Source organism: Phenylobacterium sp. LH3H17 (genome assembly GCF_024298925.1).
In the GTDB taxonomy this organism is placed as follows: Bacteria; Pseudomonadota; Alphaproteobacteria; order Caulobacterales; family Caulobacteraceae; genus Phenylobacterium.
This window is the reverse complement of record NZ_CP101283.1, coordinates 803,131-824,936: the sequence shown is the minus strand read 5'-3', so window position 1 is coordinate 824,936 and position 21,806 is coordinate 803,131. Positions and strand designations below refer to the sequence as shown.

General features: G+C 68.7%; 19 protein-coding genes. 9 read left to right on the top strand and 10 right to left on the bottom strand.

The window, feature by feature from the left end:
- Positions 1 to 82: 82 nt before the first annotated feature.
- The 6 genes from M9M90_RS04040 to M9M90_RS04015 all read right to left on the bottom strand — a co-directional run bounded on the left by M9M90_RS04040 (position 83) and on the right by M9M90_RS04015 (position 6,965).
- Positions 83 to 1,120, bottom strand: a complete 1,038-nt coding sequence (locus M9M90_RS04040; RefSeq protein ID WP_254835883.1) for an amidohydrolase — start codon at positions 1,118 to 1,120, stop codon at positions 83 to 85.
- Positions 1,117 to 2,352 (bottom strand): serine hydrolase, encoded by a 1,236-nt coding sequence (locus M9M90_RS04035; protein ID WP_254835882.1) that lies wholly within the window; start codon positions 2,350 to 2,352, stop codon positions 1,117 to 1,119. The genes M9M90_RS04040 and M9M90_RS04035 overlap by 4 nt, the downstream gene beginning before the upstream one ends.
- Positions 2,342 to 2,962 carry a 2-hydroxychromene-2-carboxylate isomerase gene (locus M9M90_RS04030; protein WP_254835881.1) on the bottom strand — a complete coding sequence of 207 codons (621 nt, stop codon included), beginning with the start codon at positions 2,960 to 2,962 and terminating at the stop codon, positions 2,342 to 2,344. The genes M9M90_RS04035 and M9M90_RS04030 overlap by 11 nt, the downstream gene beginning before the upstream one ends.
- Entirely contained in the window at positions 2,959 to 3,660 is a 702-nt protein-coding gene (locus M9M90_RS04025; protein ID WP_254835880.1) for a glutathione binding-like protein, read from the bottom strand. Before M9M90_RS04025 ends, M9M90_RS04030 begins: the two co-directional genes overlap by 4 nt.
- 90 nt (positions 3,661 to 3,750) lie before the next feature.
- Positions 3,751 to 6,447: a phosphoenolpyruvate carboxylase gene (ppc, locus tag M9M90_RS04020; protein ID WP_254835879.1), complete on the bottom strand. Its 2,697-nt coding sequence runs from the start codon at positions 6,445 to 6,447 to the stop codon at positions 3,751 to 3,753.
- Between the two features lie 101 nt (positions 6,448 to 6,548).
- The gene (locus tag M9M90_RS04015) at positions 6,549 to 6,965 is read right to left on the bottom strand and encodes an EVE domain-containing protein (RefSeq protein ID WP_254835878.1); all 417 of its coding nucleotides are present in this window, start codon (positions 6,963 to 6,965) and stop codon (positions 6,549 to 6,551) included.
- A 130-nt stretch (positions 6,966 to 7,095) separates the two neighbouring features.
- Here M9M90_RS04015 and M9M90_RS04010 point away from each other — a divergent pair, with 130 nt between their 5' ends.
- The gene (locus tag M9M90_RS04010; RefSeq protein WP_254835877.1) at positions 7,096 to 7,959 is read left to right on the top strand and encodes an enoyl-CoA hydratase-related protein; all 864 of its coding nucleotides are present in this window, start codon (positions 7,096 to 7,098) and stop codon (positions 7,957 to 7,959) included.
- Between the two features lies 1 nt (position 7,960).
- Here M9M90_RS04010 and M9M90_RS04005 read toward each other — a convergent pair whose 3' ends face one another.
- On the bottom strand, positions 7,961 to 9,637 hold the full coding sequence (locus tag M9M90_RS04005) for an AMP-binding protein (protein ID WP_254835876.1): 1,677 nt from the start codon (positions 9,635 to 9,637) through the stop codon (positions 7,961 to 7,963).
- Positions 9,638 to 9,852: 215 nt separating this feature from the next.
- Here M9M90_RS04005 and M9M90_RS04000 point away from each other — a divergent pair, with 215 nt between their 5' ends.
- Genes M9M90_RS04000 through M9M90_RS03990 form a run of 3 tightly spaced genes read left to right on the top strand, consistent with a single transcriptional unit; the run spans position 9,853 to position 11,962 of the window.
- On the top strand, positions 9,853 to 10,059 hold the full coding sequence (locus M9M90_RS04000) for a hypothetical protein (protein ID WP_254835875.1): 207 nt from the start codon (positions 9,853 to 9,855) through the stop codon (positions 10,057 to 10,059).
- Positions 10,056 to 10,301: a hypothetical protein gene (locus tag M9M90_RS03995; protein ID WP_254835874.1), complete on the top strand. Its 246-nt coding sequence runs from the start codon at positions 10,056 to 10,058 to the stop codon at positions 10,299 to 10,301. The genes M9M90_RS04000 and M9M90_RS03995 overlap by 4 nt, the downstream gene beginning before the upstream one ends.
- Before the next feature lie 2 nt (positions 10,302 to 10,303).
- Positions 10,304 to 11,962, top strand: a complete 1,659-nt coding sequence (locus M9M90_RS03990) for an amidohydrolase family protein (protein ID WP_254835873.1) — start codon at positions 10,304 to 10,306, stop codon at positions 11,960 to 11,962.
- On the opposite strand, the gene M9M90_RS03985 is transcribed toward M9M90_RS03990, so the two are convergent.
- Positions 11,959 to 13,008, bottom strand: coding sequence for a phosphotransferase (locus M9M90_RS03985; protein WP_254835872.1), 1,050 nt, complete (start codon positions 13,006 to 13,008; stop codon positions 11,959 to 11,961). The two genes, M9M90_RS03990 and M9M90_RS03985, sit on opposite strands and share 4 nt — an antisense overlap.
- 115 nt (positions 13,009 to 13,123) lie before the next feature.
- Between M9M90_RS03985 and M9M90_RS03980 the strand changes: the two genes are divergently transcribed.
- The gene (locus M9M90_RS03980) at positions 13,124 to 13,933 is read left to right on the top strand and encodes an enoyl-CoA hydratase/isomerase family protein (protein ID WP_254835871.1); all 810 of its coding nucleotides are present in this window, start codon (positions 13,124 to 13,126) and stop codon (positions 13,931 to 13,933) included.
- A gap of 64 nt (positions 13,934 to 13,997) precedes the next feature.
- Complete coding sequence (locus M9M90_RS03975) at positions 13,998 to 16,169, top strand: penicillin acylase family protein (RefSeq protein WP_254835870.1); 2,172 nt, start codon at positions 13,998 to 14,000, stop codon at positions 16,167 to 16,169.
- A 12-nt stretch (positions 16,170 to 16,181) separates the two neighbouring features.
- Here the strand turns inward: M9M90_RS03975 and M9M90_RS03970 are convergent, their stop codons facing one another.
- The gene (locus M9M90_RS03970; protein WP_254835869.1) at positions 16,182 to 17,603 is read right to left on the bottom strand and encodes a hypothetical protein; all 1,422 of its coding nucleotides are present in this window, start codon (positions 17,601 to 17,603) and stop codon (positions 16,182 to 16,184) included.
- Between the two features lie 158 nt (positions 17,604 to 17,761).
- On the opposite strand from M9M90_RS03970, the gene M9M90_RS03965 reads away from it, so the two are divergent.
- On the top strand, positions 17,762 to 18,502 hold the full coding sequence (locus tag M9M90_RS03965) for a hypothetical protein (RefSeq protein WP_254835868.1): 741 nt from the start codon (positions 17,762 to 17,764) through the stop codon (positions 18,500 to 18,502).
- A 9-nt stretch (positions 18,503 to 18,511) separates the two neighbouring features.
- Here M9M90_RS03965 and M9M90_RS03960 read toward each other — a convergent pair whose 3' ends face one another.
- Positions 18,512 to 19,669, bottom strand: a complete 1,158-nt coding sequence (locus M9M90_RS03960; protein ID WP_254835867.1) for an aminotransferase class V-fold PLP-dependent enzyme — start codon at positions 19,667 to 19,669, stop codon at positions 18,512 to 18,514.
- 119 nt (positions 19,670 to 19,788) lie between these two features.
- On the opposite strand from M9M90_RS03960, the gene M9M90_RS03955 reads away from it, so the two are divergent.
- Both M9M90_RS03955 and M9M90_RS03950 read left to right on the top strand, forming a co-directional pair.
- Positions 19,789 to 21,021 carry a patatin-like phospholipase family protein gene (locus M9M90_RS03955; protein ID WP_254835866.1) on the top strand — a complete coding sequence of 411 codons (1,233 nt, stop codon included), beginning with the start codon at positions 19,789 to 19,791 and terminating at the stop codon, positions 21,019 to 21,021.
- Positions 21,021 to 21,806, top strand: coding sequence for a 3-hydroxybutyrate dehydrogenase (locus M9M90_RS03950; RefSeq protein WP_254835865.1), 786 nt, complete (start codon positions 21,021 to 21,023; stop codon positions 21,804 to 21,806). The genes M9M90_RS03955 and M9M90_RS03950 overlap by 1 nt, the downstream gene beginning before the upstream one ends.

Sequence of the window (21,806 nt, the reverse complement as noted above, 5' to 3'; positions counted from 1 at the left end):
CTCGAAGCCGGCAGCTAGCCCGGAGGCGCGAGGGCGCGCTGTCAGGATCTTTAGCGAGATTGCGGCGCGGGGCCGCTCGGCCTCACAGGTCCAGGCGATAGATCCGGGCGGCGGTCCCGGAAAACAGGGCCGTCTTCTCGTCGGTCGAGCAGCCCTTGGCCAGCAGCTTGAAGGCGTTCCAAAGGACGTCGTAGTCGCAGCTGCCTATGTCGACGGGAAAGTTGCTCTCGAACATGCAGCGCTCGACGCCGAAGGCCTCGATGCAGGTCTCGATATAGGGCTTCCACTCCGCCGCCAGGGCCTCCGACGAGGCCGGCGGATCGGACATGAACGAGGCGAAGCCCGGGAACACCATGGCCAGCCCGCCCAGCTTCATCGCCACATTGGGCAGGGCGCCAAGCTTCAGGATGTTCTCTCGCCAGATCGGAAAGCGTTCCTCCCGCCGGCCGGTATAGCTGGCGATGCCGAGCGGGGTGCCCACATGATCCAGCACGATCTGGGTCCCGGGGAAGGCCCTGGCGAGGTCGATCAGGTCGGGAAGCTGCGGCTCCAGCATCCAGGCGTCGAAAGAGAGCCCGAGCGGGGCAAGCTGCGCGAACCCCTCACGGAACTTCGGCGACAGGTAGAGCCCGCCTCCCTGCCGGGCGAGCGGTCCCAGCACATCCTTGTCAGGATCGGACGACGCCGATTGGCGGATGCCGCGGAACCGGCCGCCGCCGGCCGCCATATGAGCCTCCAGCACCTCGGCGACCGCGCCGCCGAGGTTGCAGTCGGCGTGGCCGACGATGCCGGCGCAGGCCAGGACGTCGCCATAGAGGCCGCTGGCCGACATGGCCGCCACCCCGTTCACGAACTCGGTCTCGCCCACCGGCCGCATCGCCGCCGGACCCCGGCTCCGGTACATGGAACCGCACTCCATGTAGACGGTCGCGATGACGTTGTGGCCGGACTTCATGTCGGCCAGCAGTTCCTCCAGCAGGTAGCGCGGGACGCGGCGGATCACATGCTCGAAGCCGTGCTTGGGCGGCGGCAGGGCCGCGACCAGGGCCGCGGGCCGATCCCACAGGTGATGATGCGGATCGACGATCGGCAGGTCGGGCTCGAGGATGGGCTCTTTCACGCGGCTGCCTCCTGCAGGATGGCGTCGGCCATCAGGGTCTGTGTGGTCGCCTGCAACGCCGGGGCGGTCTCGCTCAGCAGCTGGACCATGCCGACGAAGATCAGGTCGTTTTGCGGATCGACCCAGAACCAGGTCCCGGCCGCGCCGTCCCAGTGATAGGTCCCCCGACCCACCGGTATGCCGGCCGCCTCGGGATCGGTGAACACCACCCCATTGAAGCCGTAACCGAAGCCGGGCCGGATCTGCTGCTTTCCGACACCCCAGCCCTGGCGCAGCATCTCGTCCGAGAGCTGGTTGGTCATCATCAGCCTGACGCCCTCGACGCTGACGATTCTCCGTCCGGCGAACTCGCCGCCGTCCAGCAGCATCTGGGCGAACCGGGCATAGTCGCCCGCTGTGGAGATCAGACCGCCGCCGCCGGAGGCCAGGGCCGGCGGCGCCGCATGGTCGGGCAGCAGCGGATTGTTGGCCAGCGGAACCAGGCCTCGGCTGGCGCTGAAGCGATAGAGCGTCGCCAACCGAGCCTTCTTCTCCGGCGGGGTGTGGAAGGCCGTGTCGACCATGCCCAGAGGTTCGAAGATCCTCTCCCGCATGAAATCCGGCAGGCTCCGGCCGCTGAGCTTCTCGATGATCGCGCCCTGAAGGTCCATGGAGAGGCCATAGACCCAGCGGGTTCCCGGCTGGAAGGCGAGCGGAAGGCCGGCCATCCGCCGCGACATCTCGGCCAGATCCGCCGCGCCCCAGACATCGGCCGCCTGATAGAGCGTCTCCAGGCCGCCAGCCGGGGTGAAACCGTAGATCAGGCCCGCCGTGTGGGTCAGCAGTTCGCCCAGGGTGGGGGCGTGGTCGGGGTCGTGCAGGGTGACGGCGCCCGCCGCGTCCAGGCCGCCGAACACCTTCACATCGGCGAACTCCGGCAGGTGCCTGGCGATGGGGTCGTCCGGCGACCAGAGGCCCTGGTCGTGCAGGATCATCATGGCCACGGCCGTCACCGGCTTGGTCATGGAGAAGATGCGGAACATGGTGTCCGCCGCCATGGGTTCGCCGCCGGACAGCTCCTTCTTCCCGAGCGTGCTGACGTGGGCGACCTTGCCGTGTCGGGCGGTCAGGGTGACGAGGCCGGCCAGCACCCCCTTGTCGACCAGTCCCTGCAGATAGGCGTCGATGGCGGCGAGGCCGGCGGGGGCGAGACCGACCTCAGCGGGGGCCGTGGGTGAAAGATCACGCGTCATGGGTCTGCGCCTGGCGGGCCAGCACCGCGGCCCGGATGAGCGGCAGGCGGTCATTGCCGAAATACATGTCGTCCTTGCCGACGAAGATGGTCGGCGACCCGAAGCCGCCGCGGGCCATCACCTCCTCGGTGTTCAACCGAAGCTGCTCCTTGATCTCCGGGGTGGCGATCCCCGCCAGGAAGGCCTGGCCATCGACGCCAACCGCTTCGCAGATCGCAGACAGCACCGCGTCCTGCGAGATGTCGAGATTGTCGCCCCAATAGGCCTCGAACACCTTGGTGGCGAAAGGGACCAGCTTGCCCTGCGGCGCCAGCCAGATGCAGCCGCGCATGGCCTTGACGCTGTTCACCGGGAACACCTTGGGCGGGAACGTAATGGCGATCCCGGAGTGGCGCGCCCAGTCCTGCAGGTCCTTGCCCATGTAGCGGGCCTTGGCCGGGACCGGCGTCGCGCGCTGCTCATAGACTGACGGATTGACCGTGTTGAAGATGCCGCCCACCAGGATCGGCCGCCAGGTCACCTCCACCCCCAGCTCCTTGGCCAGAGGCTGCAGGTTGTGGAAGGCCAGATAGGTCCACGGGCTGGAGCAGTCGAAGAAGCACTCGATCATGTGGCGGCCTTTTCGCTGACGATCCCGAACAGGTTCTTCCTTGTCTCGGCGTCCATCTCGCCGGGCCGCGCCATCTTGCCCACCGCCGTGCCGGCCGCCACCCCGGGCCGCGCCCGCACGGTGGCGAACCAGCGCTTCACGTTGGGATAGTCATCCAGGGTGAAGCCCTGCGCCTTGTGGGTGATGATCCAGGGGAAGCAGGCCATGTCTGCGATGGTGTACTCATCCCCCGCCACATAGGCGCCGGTCCGGCCGAGCTGGCCGTCCAGCACGCCGTAGAGCCGGGCCGCCTCGCGCCCATAGCGGTCGATGGCGTAGGGTATCTTCTCGGGCGCATAGAGCTTGAAGTGTCCGTTCTGCCCCAGCATCGGCCCCAGGCCGCCCATCTGCCACATCAGCCACTCGATCGCCGTGGTGCGGCCGCGCAGGTCGGCGGGCAGGAACCGGCCGGTCTTTTCGGCAAGATAGATCAGGATCGCGCCGGTCTCGAAGACGCTGACCGGCGGACCGCCGCCCGGCGGGTCCCGGTCGATGATCGCCGGGATGCGGTTGTTGGGGCTGATGGCCAGGAAGTCCGGCGCGAACTGCTCCCCGCGCCCCAGGTTCACCGGATGGACCTCGTACGGCAGGCCGCACTCCTCCAGCATGATGGAGATCTTCCAGCCGTTCGGCGTGGCGGCGTAGTAGAGATCGATCAAGCGCGTCCTCCCGGGCCTCTGGTCGGGCCTTGAGGACAGACTACTTGGCTCTCCCCGCCGCGCCAGCCTCTGCGCGCAATCAGGCGGCCTCTAGCCGGTGTTGCGCAGGCCCGCGGCGATGCCGTTGATGGTCAGATGGATGCCGTCGCGCACCGCCTCGGTGTCCTCGCCGCCTCGCCGGCGCCGGATCAGCTCGATCTGCAGATGGTTCAGCGGATCGATATAGGGCAGGCGCGAGCGGATGACCGCGGCCAGGTCCGGGTTCTTCTCCAGCAGGGCCGATTGTCCGGTGATCGCCAGCAGCGCCTCGACCGTGCGGTCCCACTCGGCGCGGATCTCGCCGAACACATGGTCGGCCAGGGCGCGATCCTCCACCAGGCCCGCATAGCGGCCGGCGATGGCCATGTCGCCCTTGGCCAGCACCATCTCCATATTGGCGAGCGCCGAGGAAAAGAACGGCCAGGTCTCGTGCAGCTCGGCCAGTTTCCCGATCGGCGCGCCCGAGCGGGCCACCGCCGAACCGAAGCCGTACCAGCCGGGCAGCAGGGCGCGCGACTGCGACCAGGAGAACACCCACGGAATGGCGCGAAGACCCTCGATGCTGCGCTTGGCCTGGCGCGAGGTCGGCCGGCTGCCGATGTTCAGGTCGGCGATCTCGCTGATCGGGGTGGCGGCGAAGAAATAGTCCACGAAGCCGGGCGTCTCGTAGACCAGGGCGCGGTAGGCGCTCATCGCCTCCCGCGCCAGGCCGTCCATGATCCCGGCGTGCGGCGCGGCCAGTTCCGACTTGGCCGGCTTGCGCAGCGAGGCAAGCACCACCCCGGCGGCCAGGGTCTCCAGGCTTTGCCGCGCCAGTTCGGGATCGGCGTACTTGTTGGCCACCACCTCGCCCTGCTCGGTGATGCGGATGCGGCCGGCGATGGTGCCCTGGGGCTGGGCCAGCAGGGCGTCGAAGCTGGAGCCGCCGCCTCGCCCCACAGCCCCGCCGCGGCCGTGGAACAACTGCAGGCGCAGGCCGGCGTCGCGCATGACCTCGGCCAGGGCCAGTGAGGCCTGGTGCAGCTCCCAGGTGGACGTCAGGTAGCTGCCGTCCTTGTTGGAGTCCGAATAGCCGATCATCACCTCCTGGATGCCCACCGGTCCGACCAGTTGGCGGATCAACGGCAGGGCCAGATAGCGGCGCATGATGTCGGGCGCGGCGCGCAGGTCGGCGATGGTCTCGAATAGCGGCTCGGCGAACACCTGGGTCCGCGCCGGGTCGCCCGGCGTGAACAGTCCGACCTCCTTGAGCAGCAGGTAGACTTCCAGCAGGTCCGAGATCGAAGTGGTGTTGGAGACGATGTGGGCGCGGATCGCGTCGCGACCGTAGAAGTGCTTCAGGTCGGCGGCGGCGGTCAGGATGTCGTACTCCCGCCGGGTCTCCTCGCTGTAGTCGGCGAACGGCGTGTGCAGCAGGCGGCCATGGGACAGCTCCGCCAACAGCAGCTCGCAGCGCGCGTCCTCGTCCAGGGACTCATAGTCCGCACAGACCGCCGCGCCCTTCAGCAGCTCGCCGACCACCCGCGCGTGCACCGCCGAGTTCTGGCGCAGGTCCAGCCGGGCCAGATGGAAACCGAAGATCTCCACGGCGCGGATGAGGTCGGGCAGCGGGCCGCGGGCGAAGGACGGACCATGGCGGGCCAGCAGGCTGTCCAGCACCGTCTGGAGATCGCCGCGCAAGGCGTCCGGACTGTCATAGGGCTGAGCAGGGCCGGCGGCGCGCCGCGCGGGCGGCTCGCCGGTCAGCAGGGGATAGGTGGCCGCCAGCCGCGCATAGATGTAGGTGAGCGCCCGGCGATAGGGTTCGTCGGCCCGGTGCGGCGAGGGATCCGGGGAGGCGTCGGCCAAGGCCTGCAGCTCCGGCGTGACGCTGGCCAGGCTGGCGGAGATCGACAGCTCCGCGCCCAGGTCGTGGATCTTGTCCAGGTACATCCGCAGGGCCGCTCGCGACTGACGCGCCATGGCCTGGCGCATCACCGCCTCGGTCACATTGGGATTGCCGTCGCGGTCGCCGCCCACCCAGGACCCGACCCGCAGGAAGGACGGCAGACGCGCGGGATCGCCCAGCACCTCCAGCCAGTGGGCGTAGAGCCGCGGCAGCTCCGGCAGGAAGCTGCGCTCGAAATAGGAGACGGCGTTCTCGATCTCGTCGCCGACCCCCAGCTTGACGTTCCGCAGCAGCCGGGTGCGCCAGAAGATCGCCACCTGGCGCATCAGTTCTCGCTCGAGCCGCGCGCGGTCGGTGTCGGTAAGGGCTTGGTCGTAGGCGTCCAGGTCGTCGGCGATGGCGCCCTGGCGGTCGAGGATGCTCTTGCGCCGCACCTCGCTGGGGTGGGCGGTGATCACCGGCGCCACCAGCGCGCCCTCCAGCAAGGTCATCACCTCGTCGACCCCGACTCCCTGCGCCTGCAGGGCCCGCAGCGCCCCGGCCAGGGTGTCGGCGCGCGTGTCGCCCCCGCGCCCTCGGCGGCGCTGGATCTGGTCCTCGGCGATATTGGTGATCTGCAGGAAGCAGGCGAACGAATGGGCGAAGCGGACGGTGTCGGGCGGGCTCAGCCCTCCCAGCCGGCCGGCCATCAGCTTTGCGGCCGCCTCGGTGCCCTCGCGGTGGAAACCGACCGAGGCCTGGCGGATTTCCTCGATCTGGCTGAACACGGCCTCGCCGTCCTCGGCGCGGATCACGTCGCCCAGGATGCGTCCCAGGAAGCGGACATTGGCGCGTAACAGGTCGGGTAGGGACTGGGTCATTCTCGCCGGCGATGTTGACTTGGGGGAAGCAACGAGGCCTCCGCGCCCCAAGGACCACCGCGTGCCCGCCATGTGAAGTCCCTTCGCCGCGATTGGCGCGGCTATCCGGCCATGTCCAGAATAGTCGCCCACTCCTGGGCCGTAACGGGCGAAACCGAGAGACGCGACTGACGAACAATCTTCATGTCGGCGAGTTCCGGACGGGCCTTGACCTCCGCCAGGCTCACCGGTCGCTTGAGGGGCCCGACCGGGCCGATCTCCACGGCCACGAAACGGCCGGAGGCGTCGCCGGGATCAGGGAAGGCCTCCTTCGTCACCTTGGCCAGTCCCACCGCCGCCGGGCCCGCGCCCGAATGATAGAACAGCACCTGGTCGCCGACCTTCATGGCCTTCAGGTTGAGCGCCGCGGTGTTGTTGCGCACGCCGTCCCAGACCGTCCCGCCATCGCGCACCAGGTCGTCGAACGAGTAGGTGTCCGGCTCCGACTTCACCAGCCAGTACCGAGCTTCCGATGCCATGACGTCCCTCATCCGCAGCCTTGCCGGAGCGGAAGATCACTGCTCGCCCGCGCCTTGTCGAGACGGGCTTGTCCCGACCCCACGTAAATCGCCTACGGTCTCCGGAACATCCCGCCAGGAGGACGCGCGCATGTCCCACGCCTACGAGCACATCCTCTGCGAGGTGGCCGATGGAATCATGCAGGTCACGCTCAACCGGCCCGACAAGCTCAACGCCTATACCGCCACCATGGGCGCCGAACTGGCCGCGGCCTTCGACGATGCTGACCGCGACGACGCCGTTCGGGTCGTGCTGGTCACCGGGGCCGGGCGCGGCTTCTGCGCGGGCGCGGACATGTCGGCGGGCGCGGGCGCCTTCGACACCACCTCCGCGGAGGGTTCGGTCTCGTTCGGCGATGTATCCAAGGGGCGAAGCGGCGGCTCGGGCATGGTGGGTGCGGTCTATGAGTGCCGCAAGCCGTCGATCGCCGCCTTCAACGGCGCCGCCGTGGGAGTCGGCCTGACGCTCACCCTGCCGATGGACATCCGGATCGCGGCCGACACGGCGAAGTTCGGCTTCGTCTTCGCCCGCCGCGGCCTGGTGCCGGAGGCCGGCAGCGCCTGGTTCCTGCCCCGGATCGTAGGCATCTCCCAGGCCCTGCGTTGGTGCCTGGACGGCGCCCTGTTCTCCGCCGACGACGCCCTGAAGGGCGGCCTGGTAAGCGAGGTCGTTCCCGCCGCCGACCTGCTGCCTCGCGCCCGGGCCATCGCCCGCTCCATCGCCGACAACACCGCGCCGATCTCAGTCGCCTTGACCCGCCAGATGCTGTGGCGGCTGTCCGAGGAACCCACCCCCTATGGCGCCCTGAAAGTCGACGGCGCGATGGCCATGGCGCTGGGCGCGACGCCGGACGTCCGCGAGGGCGTGGCCGCGTTCCTGGAGAAGCGTCCGCCTCGGTTCGCGGGCCGGGTCTCGACGGACATGCCCTCCAGTTATCCCTGGTGGGACCGCTGATCTAGGCGGTCTGTTCGGCGCTGACGCCCAGCTCGCGCATCATCGCCTCGCGCATGACGAACTTCTGCACCTTGCCGGTCACCGTCATTGGGAACTCGGTCACGAAGCGCACATGGCGCGGGATCTTCTGGTGGGCGATCTGGCCCTGGCAGAAGACGCGCAACTCATCATCGGTCAGGGTCTGTTCCGCCGCCAGGATCACCCAGGCGCAGAGCTCCTCGCCATAGCGGCTGTCGGGCACGCCGAACACCTGGACGTCCTGGATCGCCGGATGCCTATAGAGGTACTCCTCGATCTCACGGGGATAGAGGTTCTCGCCGCCGCGGATCACCATGTCCTTGATGCGCCCGACGATGTTGCCGTAGCCCTGGTCGTCCAGGGTGGCGAGGTCGCCGCTGTGCATCCAACCCTCGGCGTCCTTCACCGCAGCGGTCTGGGCCGGCTCGTCCCAATAGCCCAGCATCACCGAATAGCCGCGGGTGCAGAGTTCGCCCGAGACGCCTCGCGGGACGATGTTCTCGGCCTCGTCGACGATCTTCACCTCCAGGTGCGGATGAACCCGGCCGACGGTCGAGACGCGGCGCTCGAGGGGATCGTCGGTGCTGCTCTGGAAGCTGACCGGACTTGTCTCGGTCATGCCGTAGCAGATCGTCACCTCGGCCATGTTCATGCGGGCGATCACCTTGCGCATCACCTCTACCGGGCAGGGCGAGCCGGCCATGATCCCGGTCCGCAGGGAGCTGAGGTCGAACTCGGCGAAACGCGGGTGGTCGAGTTCGGCGATGAACATGGTCGGCACCCCGTAGAGCGCAGTGCAGTGCTCGGCCGCCACCGTCTCCAGGGTGGCCAGGGGATCGAAGCCCTCGCCGGGATAGACCATGGCGGACCCGTGGGTCACCGCCGCCAGGTCGCCCATCACCATGCCGAAGCAGTGGTAGAGGGGGACCGGAATGCAGATGCGGTCGTCCGGAGTGAGCTTCAGGGCCTGGCCGACCAGATAGCCGTTGTTGAGGATGTTGTGGTGGCTGAGCGTGACGCCCTTGGGCGCGCCGGTGGTGCCGCTGGTGAACTGGATGTTGATGGCGTCGAAGGGCGAGAGTCCGGCTTCCGCCGCCCGCAGCGCATCGAGGTCCGCGCCGGCCACCTCGATGTCGGCGAAGGACACGGCCCCGGGAAGGGTCTTGCCGCCCATCTGGATCAGCAGGCGCAGGTGGGGCAGGCGCCCGGCCTTCAGCGCGCCCGGCTCGCTCGTGTCCACCTCCGGCGCCAGGGCGCGTATCATCGCCGGATAGTCGCTGGTCTTGAACGGCGGCGAGATCACCAGCCCCGCGCAGCCCACCTTGTTCAGCACGAACTCCAGCTCCGAGAGCCGGTAGGCGGGATTGATGGTCACCAGGATCAGGCCGGCCTTGGCCGCGGCGAACTGCGTGATCGCCCACTCCGCGCGGTTCAGCGACCAGATTCCCAGCCGGTCACCGGGCGAGAGGCCGCTGGCCAGCAGGCCGGCGGCGAAGGCCTCGCAACGGGCGTGGAGCTGCGTCCAGGTCAGTCGCCCATCCTGGGCAGGACAGACCAGGGCGTCGCGGTCGCCCCACTGGCGAGCCGCCTCATCCAGCGCCTGACCGATCGTGAGTTCCAGCAGCGGCGGCTCTGCGGCGCCGCGCACCAGGCTTTCCAAGATCTCTCTCCCGTTGCGGCGATATGGGTTCGCCGTCTTTGTGAGCATGTCAGCCAACCGGCGCCGGCTCCAGCGAATCCGAGGTTGGTCGACGTGGCGACGCCCTCGCCAGGAACCCCTTGGCGGCCCCGGCGGAAGGGCGAATATGCTTATCTCAACGGTGCGAGCCCGGGCCCCCTTAGCCCGGCGAAGGCCGAGGACGAGAGGGGCGAAAGATGGCTCTGACCCTGCAACGGCGTTTCGTGACGCCCCAGGCCGACGAAACCCTGGAGCAGCTCGCCACGCGCGCCATGCCCGATCACCCGCTCGCCCAAGCGATGGAGCAGATCCAGGGCTGGAATCTCCACATATTCGCCATGCGCAAACCGCGGGGCCTGCTGTTGGGCAGCGACGTGGTGTTTGTCGAGCCGCCGCTGGCATGAGCGGCGCGGCGCTTCAGCGGGCGGCCGTCGCCGACGCCGAGGCGATCATCGAGAGCGCCGTGGTCAGCGCGGCTCACGATGGTGAGGCCGAACTGGTCGTCACGCTGCGCCATGCCAACGGCGCGCTGGAGACCGTGGCGCTTGAGCCCGACATCGCCTTTCACCTGATGAACATCTGCGGCGTTGGCGAGGCGGCGGCCCTGGCCGGCCATCCCTGGCGACGAATCCTGGAAGGACTCTGAGCATGTACGACATCGTCATCCGCAACGGCTTGGTGGTGGACGGCACGGGCGAGCCGGGCTTCCGCGCCGACGTCGCCATCCGGGACGGCAAGATCGTCGAGGTCGGGTCGGTCGAGGGCGAGGGCCGCCGCGAGATCGACGCAGCGGGCCGCGTGGTAGCCCCGGGCTTCATCGATCCCCACACCCATTTCGACGTCCAGCTGCTGTGGGACGGCGCCGCCAAGCCCGCGCTTGAGCATGGCGTCACCTCCATCGTGCCCGGCAACTGCTCGCTATCCCTGGCGCCCCTGAAGGCCGCCGACCGGCGGGCCGTGGTCGGCATGTTCCAGCAGATCGAGGAAATGCCGCCCGAGGCGTTCACCGAGGCCTTCGACTGGACCTGGGAGGACTTCGCCGGCTACCGCGACGCTATCGCCAAGAATCTGTCGATCAATGTGGCGCCCCTGGTGGGTCACAGCGTGATCCGGGTCTGGGTCATGGGCGAGGCCGCCCAGCAACGCACTGCCAACGCCGCCGAGATCTCCGCCATGCAGGACCTGCTGCGCGAATGCCTGGCCGCGGGCGCTGTGGGGCTCTCCACCAGCTTCGTCGACGTCGACGAACGCGCCCGCCCGGTGCCGAGCCGTTTCGCCGACTCCGCCGAGCTCGACGCCCTGTGCGCGGTGCTGGGCGAGTATGGCCGGATGCTCCAGGTGGTCCCGGAATTCTACGCCACCGACATCACCATCGCCCGCATCGACCAGCTCTCCGAACTGTCCCTGCGCCATAACATCCCCACCACCTTTTCGCCGGTGTTCGACAACCGGGGCAGCCCCAACAACGTGCCGCGCACCCTGGCGCGGGTGGAGGAGCAGTTCGCCCGCGGCGCACGGGTCTGGCCGCAGATGCAGACCCGGCCGATCGACATCAGCTTCTCGCTGCGCCGGCCCAGCCTGTTCTTCGCCAGCCTGCCCGGCTGGATCCGCACCCTGCGCCTGCCCATGGCCGAACGGATCGCCGCCCTGAAGGATGAGGCCACCGTGGCACGCCTGATCTCCGACGCCGGGGCCGACGGCGGCCTTGCGCGGATGGGCCATCTGACGGTGCGCGGCGGCGACGCCGCGCCGCCCGAGCTGACGGGCAAGACCCTGGCCGAGATCGCCGACCAGCGCGGCCAGGGCTGCGCGCGCGCCCTGATCGATCTGTCGCTGGAGCACGATCTCGACCTGGCCTTCCTGTCGGCGAACATGGGCCATGACGCAACCGACCGCATCGGCCCCATGCTGGCCCACCCGCTGGTTCACATCGGCGCCAGCGACGGCGGGGCCCACATCTCGTCGTTCTCGACCTATGGCGACACGGGCTACCTGTTCAGCGAGTTCGTCCGCAAGGGCCGGCACCTGACCCTTGAGGCGGCGGTCAAGAAGATCACCTCCGACACGGCCGAGATCTGGGGCCTCAAGAACCGGGGCCGCCTGGCGCCCGGTTGGGCGGCCGACGTGGTGGTGTTCGACGCCGCCACCTTGGGGCGCGGCGACGAGCGTCCGGTCTTCGACATGCCGGGCGACGGCCTGCGCTATGTCCGCGACGCCCTCGGGGTCGAGGCCGTCCTGGTGAACGGCCAGGTCGCCTATGCGGACGGCGCCTATACGAACGCACGCTCCGGCGTGATCTGCACCTAGCGGTTCAGCACCGCCAGGGCCGTTTCGGCCAGGGTGCGGGCGCCGCTATTGTCCGTACTCGGATCGCTGGTCCCGATGCCGTCCAGGTTCCGCTTGAACACGCCCTGCGAGATCGAGGCCAGGCGGAACAGCGAAAAGGCCAGGTAGAAGGGGAAGTCTTCGATCCCGTCGCGGCCCGTGCGCCGGCAATAGGCCGCCACGTGCTGCTCTTCGGTCGGGATGCCCGCGGCGGCCAGATCGATTCCGTCCAGGGTCCCCCAGCTCTCCGAGCGCGAGTGCCAAAGGATGCAAGTATAGGCCAGGTCCGCCAGGGGATGGCCCAGCGTCGAGAGCTCCCAGTCCAGTACGGCGATGATCCTGGGCTCGGTCGGGTGGAACATGACGTTCTCCAGCCGATAGTCGCCGTGGGCGATGGTCACGGGACCCTCGGCGGGGATGCGCCCCGGCAGCTGTTCGATCAGCGCCTCCATGGCCGGCATGGTCTCGGTCTCGGCGCCCCGGTACTGCTTGATGAAGCGCCCGATCTGGCGCTCGAAATAGTTGCCTGGCCGGCCGAAGTCGCCAAGCCCCACCGCCACGGGGTCGATGGCGTGCAGCCTGGCGAGGACGGCGTTGAGCTCGTCATAGATCGCGCGCCGCTCGGCGGGCTCCAGCCCCGGCAGCCGCGCATCGCGGAAGATCCGGCCCTCTAGGAAATCCATGACGTAGAAGCTGGTCCCGATGACGGCGTCGTCCTCGCAGAGCGCCCGCATGCGCGGGACCGGGAAGCCCACCTCGCCCAGCGCCTTCATCACCCGGTACTCGCGGTCCACCTGGTGGGCGCTGGCCAGCAGCAGGCCCGGCGGCTTCTTGCGCAGGACGTAGCGTGCCCCGCCGGCGCTCAGCAGATAGGTCGGGTTCGACGCCCCGCCCTTGAACTGGCTGACGCTCAGGGGGCCCCGATAGCCCTCGACATTGGCCGCGAGCCAGCGGTCCAGGGCGGCTTCGTCCAGCCGGTGGGCGGCTCTCACCTCCCCTAGGTTCGGCGTCCCCGGATCCGCGCTCATGTCATTCTCCGCCCTGGTTTCGGACGACCCTACCCCCCTTCCCCGGCGGCGGGCCAAGGGGGCTTCGCTGACGCGGCGAAAAGGGGTCATCCTGGGGTGCGATGGGAGGACCCTCATGGCCCTGATCGAGACCGCCGACTTCGTCCACGTGCTCTACGGCGTGCACGACCACATCGCGCGCATCACCCTCAACCGGCCCGAACGCCGGAACGCGCTCAATCCGCGCGCCTATGCCGAGATCGAGGCCGCCTTCCGCCACGCCAGCGCCGACCCGGAAGTCCGCTGCGTCCTGGTCACCGGCGCCGATCCGGCCTTCTGCTCGGGCGAAGACGTCAAGGAAATGATGACCGGCGAGGCGCCCGCGGGCCCGCCCCGTCCGCCGCGGGTGAAGTTCGAACCGACCCCGGCCGCCATGGCCGTCATCGACTGCGAGAAGCCTGTGATCGCGGCGGTCAACGGCGCGGCGGTCGGCTGGGGCATGGAACTCGCCCTCTACGCGGACATCCGCATCGCCTCGGAGAAGGCGGTGTTCGCCGAGCTGTTCATCAAGCGCGGCCTGATCTGCGACGTCGGCGGATTGTGGATGCTGCCGGCCATCGTCGGTCCGGCCAAGGCCGCCGAGCTGCTGTTCACCGGCGATCCCATCGACGCCCGGGAGGCCGAGCGCATCGGTCTGGTCACCGACACCGTGCCGCATGACGCGTTGCTGCCAAGGGCCGAGGCCATGGCCGCCCGCATCGCCGCCAACCCGCCGCTCGCCCTGCGCTACATGAAGCAGGGCCTGCGCCGCACCACCCACGGCGACCCGCGCGAGATCGGCGGCTGGGCCATCGAGATCATCTATCGCCTGTTCGCCACCGAGGATCACCGCGAGGGGGTGAAGAGCTTCCTGGAAAAACGCCCGCCGGTCTTCACCGGCCGCTAGGGCCTCTGGACTCGACGCCTCTGGGATGGTGTCACGACGAGGTCTGAGTTTGGGAGCGCGCGCCTTGCGGACCTTCGGCCTGATCCTGTTCCTGGTCCTCGCGACGGCGGGTTCCGCCCAAGCCGCCGATGACCTCGCCGCCTGGAAGCGCCAGGCGGGCAATGTGACCATCGTCCGCGACGACTGGGGCATCGCCCACATCACCGGCAAGACCGACTCCGACGCGGTGTTCGGCCTCGTCTACGCCCAGGCCGAGGACGACTTCAACCGGGTCGAGACCAATTACATCAACGCCATGGGCCGCCTGGCCGAGGCCGAGGGCGAGTCGGCCATCTGGCAGGACCTGCGGATGAAGCTGTTCATCGATCCGGTCGAGCTGAAGGCGCAGTATGCCCGCAGCCCGGCCTGGCTCCGCAAGCTGATGGACGCCTGGGCCGGCGGGCTGAACTACTACCTCGCCACCCACCCCGAGGTGACGCCGCGGGTGATCAAGCGCTTCGAGCCCTGGATGGCGCTGAGCTTCTCCGAAGGCAGCATCGGCGGCGACATCGAGCGGGTCTCGCTCAGCCAGCTCGAGGCCTTCTACGGTAAGAAGACGGTGGCCATGGCCGCCGACGAGACCGGCGCCGTGTTCAAGGAGCCCACCGGCTCCAACGGCTTCGCCATCGCGCCCTCCAACACCCGGGACGGCAAGGCCCTGCTGCTGATCAATCCGCACACGTCTTTCTTCTTCCGCTCCGAGGTGCAGGTGACCAGCGGCCAGGGGCTGAACGCCTATGGCGCGGTCACCTGGGGCCAGTTCTTCGTCTATCAGGGCTTCAACGAGCACGCCGGCTGGATGCACACCTCCAGCGGCGTCGACGTGGTCGACGAGTTCGCCGAGACCATCGCCAGGTCGGGCGACAAGCTGACCTACCGCTACGGGGCCGAGACCCGGCCGGTCACCGTCAAGACCATCGCCGTCCCCTACAAGGCCGCCGACGGGACCATGGCGACCCGCACCTTCGCCACCTACGCCACCCATCACGGGCCGATCGTGCGCGAGGCGGACGGCAAGTGGATCGCCACGGCCCTGATGAACACCCCGGTGGCGGCCCTGCAGCAGTCCTTCCTGCGCACCAAGACCACCGATTATGCCAGCTTCCTCAAGGTGGCCGAGCTCAGGGGCAACTCGTCCAACAACACCATCTTCGCCGACGCCAAGGGCCAGATCGCCTATCTGCACCCGCAGTTCATCCCGAGGCGCGACGACCGGTTCGACTACACCAGGCCGGTGGACGGCTCCGACCCCGCCACCGACTGGAAGGGCCTGCATGCGCTCTCCGAGGCGCCGGCCCTGCTCAACCCCAAAACCGGCTGGCTGTTCAACACCAATGACTGGCCCTGGTCGGCTGCGGGTCCCGATAGCCCGCGGCGCCGCGACTATCCGCGCTACATGGACACCGCCGGCCCCAATCCGCGCGGGGCCCACGCGGCCCTGGTGCTGACCGCCCGCAAGGACTTCACCCTGCCGACCCTGATCGAGGCGGCCTACGACCCGTACCTGCCGGCCTTCGCGCGTCTGATCCCCGCCCTGGTCGAGGCCTATGACGCCACGACGGGCGCCGACCCCTTGAAGGTCAGGCTCGCCGACCAGGTCGCCGCCCTGCGCGCCTGGGACTATCGCTGGTCGGCGGAGTCGACGGAGACGTCCCTGGCGGTGTTCTGGGGCGAGGCGCTGTGGGCCGAGGCCGGTCCCGCCGCCAAGGCCGCGGGGATCAGCGTCTACGACTACATGGCCACCCGCACGACCCCGGAGCAGAAGCTCACGGCCCTGGCCAAGGCCGCCGATCGGCTCACCCAGGACTTCGGGTCCTGGAGGACCACCTGGGGCGAGATCAACCGCTTCCAGCGCCTGACCGGCGACATCGCCCAGCCCTTCGACGACGCGGCCCCCAGCATCCCCGTGCCCTTCACCTCGGCCCAGTGGGGCTCGCTGGCCTCCTTCGGCGCCAAGCGTTACCCGACCACCAAGCGCTATTACGGGACCAGCGGGAACAGCTTCGTCGCCGCTGTCGAGTTCGGCCCCAAGGTCAAGGCCTTCGCCATCACCGCCGGCGGCGAGAGCGGCGACCCCAGGTCCAGGCACTTTAACGACCAGGCCCTGCGCTACAGCCAGGGCGCGCTGCGGGAGGTGTACTTCTATCCAGAGCAGCTCAGGGGAAAGACGGAGCGGACGTATCGGCCGGGGGAGTGAGGGGCTTTCGGCCTAGTAGGCTGTCGTGCGCCTTCCGTCGGATGGGCTGGGCGGGAACAGTAGGGCCAAAAGACCGCCGTACGCCTTGCCTATGTCGTCCGATAGGAAATGATCCACGCGATAGTCGTCGCCGAGCTCGGCACGAGCCTTTTCCTGGTTCGGCCTGAGCTTCCTGTGCGAGTCGCCCATCTTGGCCTCGACTATCTTATTGGGCCCTGTCCGGTGGTCGGTGCGGGTGAGCGATCCGTCCTTCAGTCTCAGCCCCTTATCAACGTCCGTCACGGCAAGACCACGCGTTCGCGACAGAGATCGGGACAGGAGTTCCCCCAGCTCGCCCTTCGAAATCCAGTCGCCTGGCGCATTTGCGGACTTGGCGAATGGAAGTTCGTTCGCCCAGCGGGCGCCCAGGACGTGCCCGTATCGGCCGATCACGCTTCCCAAGCCGGCGTCGGCGGCCACCGCCCCCGAACTGATGGGCTCGCCGGTGAGCATGCTTCGAACCCTGTGGGTCATCGCGGCTTCTGCCGCTGCGCCTCTAACAGGGCCGCCGTAGAGGGTCGTAAGCGCTCCAGTCAAACCCCCGGCCGCTGAACTCGCCAAGTCCTCCGGCCGGCTCAACCGCCCGGCCGAGCCGTCCGTCACGATCTGGCCCGCCATGCTGACGCCAGAGCCAGCGCCGCCGATCGCCGCCTGCGGACCAAATCGTTGAAGCATCGCGTCTCTTGTCCAGCCGGTCGCCTTCGAGGTCAGGGGGGCCAACCGTTTCGCTGGGGGCGCAATGCGAAGCGCGCTCGGTAGCAGACGGGCGCCAAGCTGGACGCCGCGAACACCGCCTTGAGCCAGACCGCCAAGGCCCCCCGTCGCAGCGATCGATCCAACGGTTCCGATTATCTCGCCGGCGACCCGCGCGCCGCGATGGTGTTCAGCGTCATATCGATCGCGCGCGTCCTCGCGAGCGAGGTTGGCGTGGTAGCGGTCGACCCACCGGTCTCCGCCGTCGCCCGACAGCGCGTTGACGGCTGCTGTCGTATGGTTGGCTATACCTAAGGTCGCGGCGTCCACCGCGCCATTTAAGCCCGCGCCAAGCTTCGCGTTCCAGTCAGTACGGGCCGGCGGCGCTGGCGTCCCTCTCGGCGCCGGTTCAGCACCAGCAATCACTGGCCGGGGACGGGGCCGAACCGACGCCGCGCCCGCCCTGGCCTTCGGGGGAACGGCCGCAGTCTTCCGCTGCGTGCGAACGTCGTCAAGAACCTTCAAGGCTCGCGGTGAAAGCGCGGCGAGCTCCCTTCCGAGATCCGAGCCGCGTCTAACGGCTTCCTGTCGGACCTCGGCTATCTTGTGCCGCCCAACTTCGAGCCCCTCAACGGCGGCCCGATAGTAGACGTCGAAGGGATTCGCGGACGCGCGCGGCGTCGTGCCTCTGCCAGTCGGCATGTTGGAATTCTCCAATGTGATGGAAATGTCTGCTGGGCGCGACGAGCCTCGTGGAGGCGGAGCACGGCCCGGGTACTCCACCTCTCATGCGCGATTTGACCATAGACACTCCCTCTATGATTGTCTAGAACAGAACAGGAACATTTGGAGGGCGATCGATGTGGCTATTGGCGTACGGTCCGGCGATCTTGGGCGTGTTGTGCTACAGGCGCTGGGAATTCTGGCGCTGGGTGGTCGCGATGTTCGCCTGGCAGGCCGCCGCCGCGTTCCTGTTCGCCTCGCACGGAACGCCGGATCATCCGGAAGGCGACGGCCTGATCATCCGCGCGATCATCCGCGCCACGAATAACGGGCCGGAAGTCGCGGCGGTCGGAGTTGTCTTCCTGGTCGCGTTCTATGTCGGCGTCGTGATCCTCGTGAACGCCATGCGCCGCGCGGCGAGCGCGCCTCGATTGGACGACGGCGAGACAGGAAACGCGTCCAACGGCCGCAAGGGCCTGGAACTGGTAGGCTTGACGCTTCTGCTCTTGGCGATGATCTATCTTTCGCCGAGAGAAGCGCCGCCGACGCTGCAGCTGAAATCGGAAGAGGGCGCTGTGCTCGACGAGATCACCGCCACGCTCAATGCCGACTTGCCTAAGAAGTTAGACGACGTCACGACCCTGGTTGGAGTGTCACGATCAGGAACGACCTTGATCTACGACTACAAGGTCAACCAACCCCGGCCGACGGCCGAAGCCTTCGCTGACGATTTTCGCGCGGTCTTGGCGCCAGAGGTCTGCAAGGCTCAGAAGCACACCCTCGCAAGCGGCTTCAGCTACCGATACCGGTACGTATTCTCCGGCAATCCGCAGCCTTTGGACTTCCTTGTCGATAGGGCCGAATGCGCCCCCCTTTAAGGGCGCATCTCACCCAGCCTGGGCGGCCTTTGCGCACGCTTCGAGTCCATCGAGAAGCGACACCACATCCTCCTCCGTCACGTGCAGGTGCGGCGCAAACCTCACCGACGTCCCCCGCTGGCTGACGAACACGTTCTTCGCCCGCAGCGCGCCCACGAGGTCGCCGGAGAACCCCTCCGGCATCCGCGCCCCGAACATGTGCGGGCAGCGCAGCTCCGCCGGCGGCAGGGTGAAGCCTAGGGCCTCGAGGCGCTCGGCGATCTGGGCGTTAACCGCGCCCAGGGCCTCGGCGATGGCCGGCACGCCCCAGGCCTGGAGTTGCTCCAGGGCCGCCAGGGCGCCGGGCAGGACGGTGGTGGCGCAGGTCTCGCCCACGTCGAAGCGCCGCGCGCCGGGGCGGTAGGCGTCGCTGTAGCGGACCAGGTTGGCGAAATCGCTGGCATTGTCGCGGACCAGCCAGGTCTCCTCCAGCGGTCGCGCCTCGCGCCAGGCCGGGGCCACATACATCAGGCCAAACCCGTAGGGGGCGAGCAGCCACTTGTAGCCGGCGGCCACCAGGAAGTCGGGGGCGACGGCCTGCAGGTCCAGCGGCAGGGCGCCCAGGCTCTGGGTGGCGTCCAGCACCAGGACGGCGCCGACGGCGCGGCAGGCGGCGCCGATAGCCACGAGGTCCAGCCGCGCGCCGTTGGTCCAGTGGCAGTTGGCCAGCGCCGCGACCTTCACCCGCGGCCCGAGGTGGGCGAGGACCGCGGCGGTCCAGTCACCGTCGGCCGGGGTGGCGACGGTGACCACCTCCGCGCCGCGCTCCCGCGCCGTCCGTCGCCAGGGCAGGACATTGGAGGGGAACTCCTCGTCCAGCAGCAGGATCTGGTCGCCGGACCGCAGGGTGGGCTCGATGGCCCGGGCCGCGGCGCTGATCCCGTAGCTCGCCGCCGGGATCACCGCCCAGCCGTCGGCCCCGCCGCCAAACAGGCCCGCGGCCAGCTCCCGCGCCCGTTCGGCGTCGGCGAAGAAGTCGTCCGGGGTCCGCTCCCAGGGCCGGCTCTTGGCGCCGGCGGCCACGACCAGGGCGTCGCGCGAGGCGTTCAGCAGCGGGGCGTTGTAGGCCGTGTTGAAATAGGCGATCCCGGCCGGGATCTCGAACAGGTGGCGTTTCGAGGTCAGCATGTCGGCGTCCTAACGCGGGCCACGGCGGGCGGCCAGTCGAAGCTTCGCCGACTTGATGCGGCCGCAAATATATTGCACTGCACCATCTAGAGCCGCGCCTGTGCGCGGGAGGATCTCGGATGCGCCCGCAAGCAACCAGACCGGCCGCCCCACACGCCAAGCGCACCGGCGTCGCCCCGCCTGAGACCCACAGGTCGTGCGCCACGCCTTTCGAGAGCGTGGCCCTGCTGCTGCAGGGCGGCGGCGCCCTGGGCGCGTATCAGGCCGGGGTCTACGAAGCCCTGCATGAGGCGGGCATCGAGCCGACCTGGATCGCCGGCATCTCCATCGGGGCCATCAACAGCGCGATCATTGCGGGCAATCCGCGCGAGCACCGGGTCGCCAGGCTCCGCGCCTTCTGGGAGCAGGTCAGCGCGGCGCGCGACGGCGGCTGGGCCGATCAATGGACCAGGCTGGTGACCTTCGACGCCGCCCGAGGCTGGCTGAACCAGTTGGCGGCGGGACAGATCGTGGCCGGCGGGGTCCCTGGCTTTTTCACCCCGCGCCTGCCGCCGCCCTATCTGACCCCGCCGGGCTCTCCCGGAGCCACCAGCTGGTACGACGCCGCCGCCCTCCGCTCGACCCTGGAGCGGCTGGTCGACTTCGACCTGATCAACGCCAAGGCCATGCGCTTCAGCGTCGGTGCGGTAAACGTCCGCACCGGCAATTTCGCCTATTTCGACAACGAGATCGACACGATCGGCCCCGAGCACGTCATGGCCAGCGGCGCGCTGCCGCCGGCATTCGAGGCGGTGGAAATCGAGGACGAACTCTACTGGGACGGCGGCCTGGTCTCGAACACGCCCCTGGACTGGGTGCTGTCCGCCCATTCGGCCCTCGACACCCTGATCTTCCAGGTCGACCTGTGGAGCGCCCGCGGCGATGCGCCTCGCGACCTGTCGGAAGTGGCGGTGCGGATGAAGGAGGTGCAGTTCTCCAGCCGCACGCGGGCGGCGACGGACACCTTCCGAAGGCTGCAGCACTTCCGCGCCACCTTCAACGAGCTGCTGGCGAAGATGCCGCCCGAACTGGCCGCCACGCCACAGGCTCGAATGCTGGCGGAGGCCTCCGACCCCGCCGTCTACAACATCATCCAGCTGGTCTACCGCTCGCCCACCTATGAGGGCCAGTCGAAGGACTATGAGTTCTCCCGCCGAACCATGGAGGAGCACTGGCTCGCCGGGCGGCGGGACGCGCTCGCCACCCTCGCCCACCCCGAGGTGCTGATCCCGCCCACGGCCGCCCATGGCGTCGAGGTCTACGATTTCGTGACCCCGTCCGCGCGCGTCGCGCCTCCCAGCAAGAAGGAATAATGATGAGCCTCACGGACAAGGTCGCCGTCGTCACCGGCGCGGCCAGCGGCATCGGCAGGGACATCGCCAAGGCCTTCCTCGCCGAGGGGGCCAAGGTCGTCATCGCCGATCTCAATTTCGACGCCGCCAATGCGACGGCCAAGGAATTCGATCCCAGCGGCGAGCGGGCGATGGGCGTGGCCATGGACGTGACGGACGAGGCCCAGGTCGAGGCCGGAATCGAGGCCGCGGCGGCCCGTTTCGGTGGGATCGACGTCCTGGTGTCCAACGCCGGCGTCCAGATCGTCGGGCCGTTGGAGACCTTCGCGTTCAGCGACTGGAAGAAGCTGCTGGCCATCCACCTGGACGGCGCCTTCCTGACCACCCGCGCCTGCCTCAAGCACATGTACGCCCAGGGTCGCGGCGGGACGGTGATCTATATGGGCTCGGTCCACTCCAAGGAGGCCTCGGTGCTGAAGGCGCCCTATGTCACCGCCAAGCACGGGCTGGAAGGCCTGACCAAGGTGGTGGCCAAGGAGGGCGCCGCCCACGGGGTCCGCGCCAACCTCATCTGCCCGGGCTTCGTACGCACGCCCCTGGTCGAGAAGCAGATCCCCGAGCAGGCCCAGGCCCTGGGCCTCAGCGAGGCGGATGTGATCAAGAAGGTGATGCTCAAGGACACCGTGGACGGCGAGTTCACCACGGTGGACGACGTGGCGCGCACGGCGGTCTTCCTGGCCGGCTTCCCGACCAACGCCCTGACCGGTCAGTCGATCGTGGTCAGCCACGGCTGGTACATGCAGTAG

What these genes read in the sequence shown, in the direction of transcription:
- M9M90_RS03955 (WP_254835866.1), top strand. Translation starts at nt 19,789, where the DNA reads ATGCGCCCGCAAGCAACCAGACCGGCCGCCCCACACGCCAAGCGCACC.
- M9M90_RS04000 (WP_254835875.1), top strand. Translation starts at nt 9,853, where the DNA reads ATGGCTCTGACCCTGCAACGGCGTTTCGTGACGCCCCAGGCCGACGAA.
- M9M90_RS04035 (WP_254835882.1), bottom strand. Translation starts at nt 2,352, where the DNA reads ATGACGCGTGATCTTTCACCCACGGCCCCCGCTGAGGTCGGTCTCGCC.
- M9M90_RS03970 (WP_254835869.1), bottom strand. Translation starts at nt 17,603, where the DNA reads ATGCCGACTGGCAGAGGCACGACGCCGCGCGCGTCCGCGAATCCCTTC.
- M9M90_RS04010 (WP_254835877.1), top strand. Translation starts at nt 7,096, where the DNA reads ATGTCCCACGCCTACGAGCACATCCTCTGCGAGGTGGCCGATGGAATC.
- M9M90_RS03965 (WP_254835868.1), top strand. Translation starts at nt 17,762, where the DNA reads ATGTGGCTATTGGCGTACGGTCCGGCGATCTTGGGCGTGTTGTGCTAC.
- M9M90_RS04015 (WP_254835878.1), bottom strand. Translation starts at nt 6,965, where the DNA reads ATGGCATCGGAAGCTCGGTACTGGCTGGTGAAGTCGGAGCCGGACACC.
- M9M90_RS04030 (WP_254835881.1), bottom strand. Translation starts at nt 2,962, where the DNA reads ATGATCGAGTGCTTCTTCGACTGCTCCAGCCCGTGGACCTATCTGGCC.
- M9M90_RS03980 (WP_254835871.1), top strand. Translation starts at nt 13,124, where the DNA reads ATGGCCCTGATCGAGACCGCCGACTTCGTCCACGTGCTCTACGGCGTG.
- ppc (WP_254835879.1), bottom strand. Translation starts at nt 6,447, where the DNA reads ATGACCCAGTCCCTACCCGACCTGTTACGCGCCAATGTCCGCTTCCTG.
- M9M90_RS03985 (WP_254835872.1), bottom strand. Translation starts at nt 13,008, where the DNA reads ATGAGCGCGGATCCGGGGACGCCGAACCTAGGGGAGGTGAGAGCCGCC.
- M9M90_RS03950 (WP_254835865.1), top strand. Translation starts at nt 21,021, where the DNA reads ATGATGAGCCTCACGGACAAGGTCGCCGTCGTCACCGGCGCGGCCAGC.
- M9M90_RS03995 (WP_254835874.1), top strand. Translation starts at nt 10,056, where the DNA reads ATGAGCGGCGCGGCGCTTCAGCGGGCGGCCGTCGCCGACGCCGAGGCG.
- M9M90_RS03990 (WP_254835873.1), top strand. Translation starts at nt 10,304, where the DNA reads ATGTACGACATCGTCATCCGCAACGGCTTGGTGGTGGACGGCACGGGC.
- M9M90_RS03960 (WP_254835867.1), bottom strand. Translation starts at nt 19,669, where the DNA reads ATGCTGACCTCGAAACGCCACCTGTTCGAGATCCCGGCCGGGATCGCC.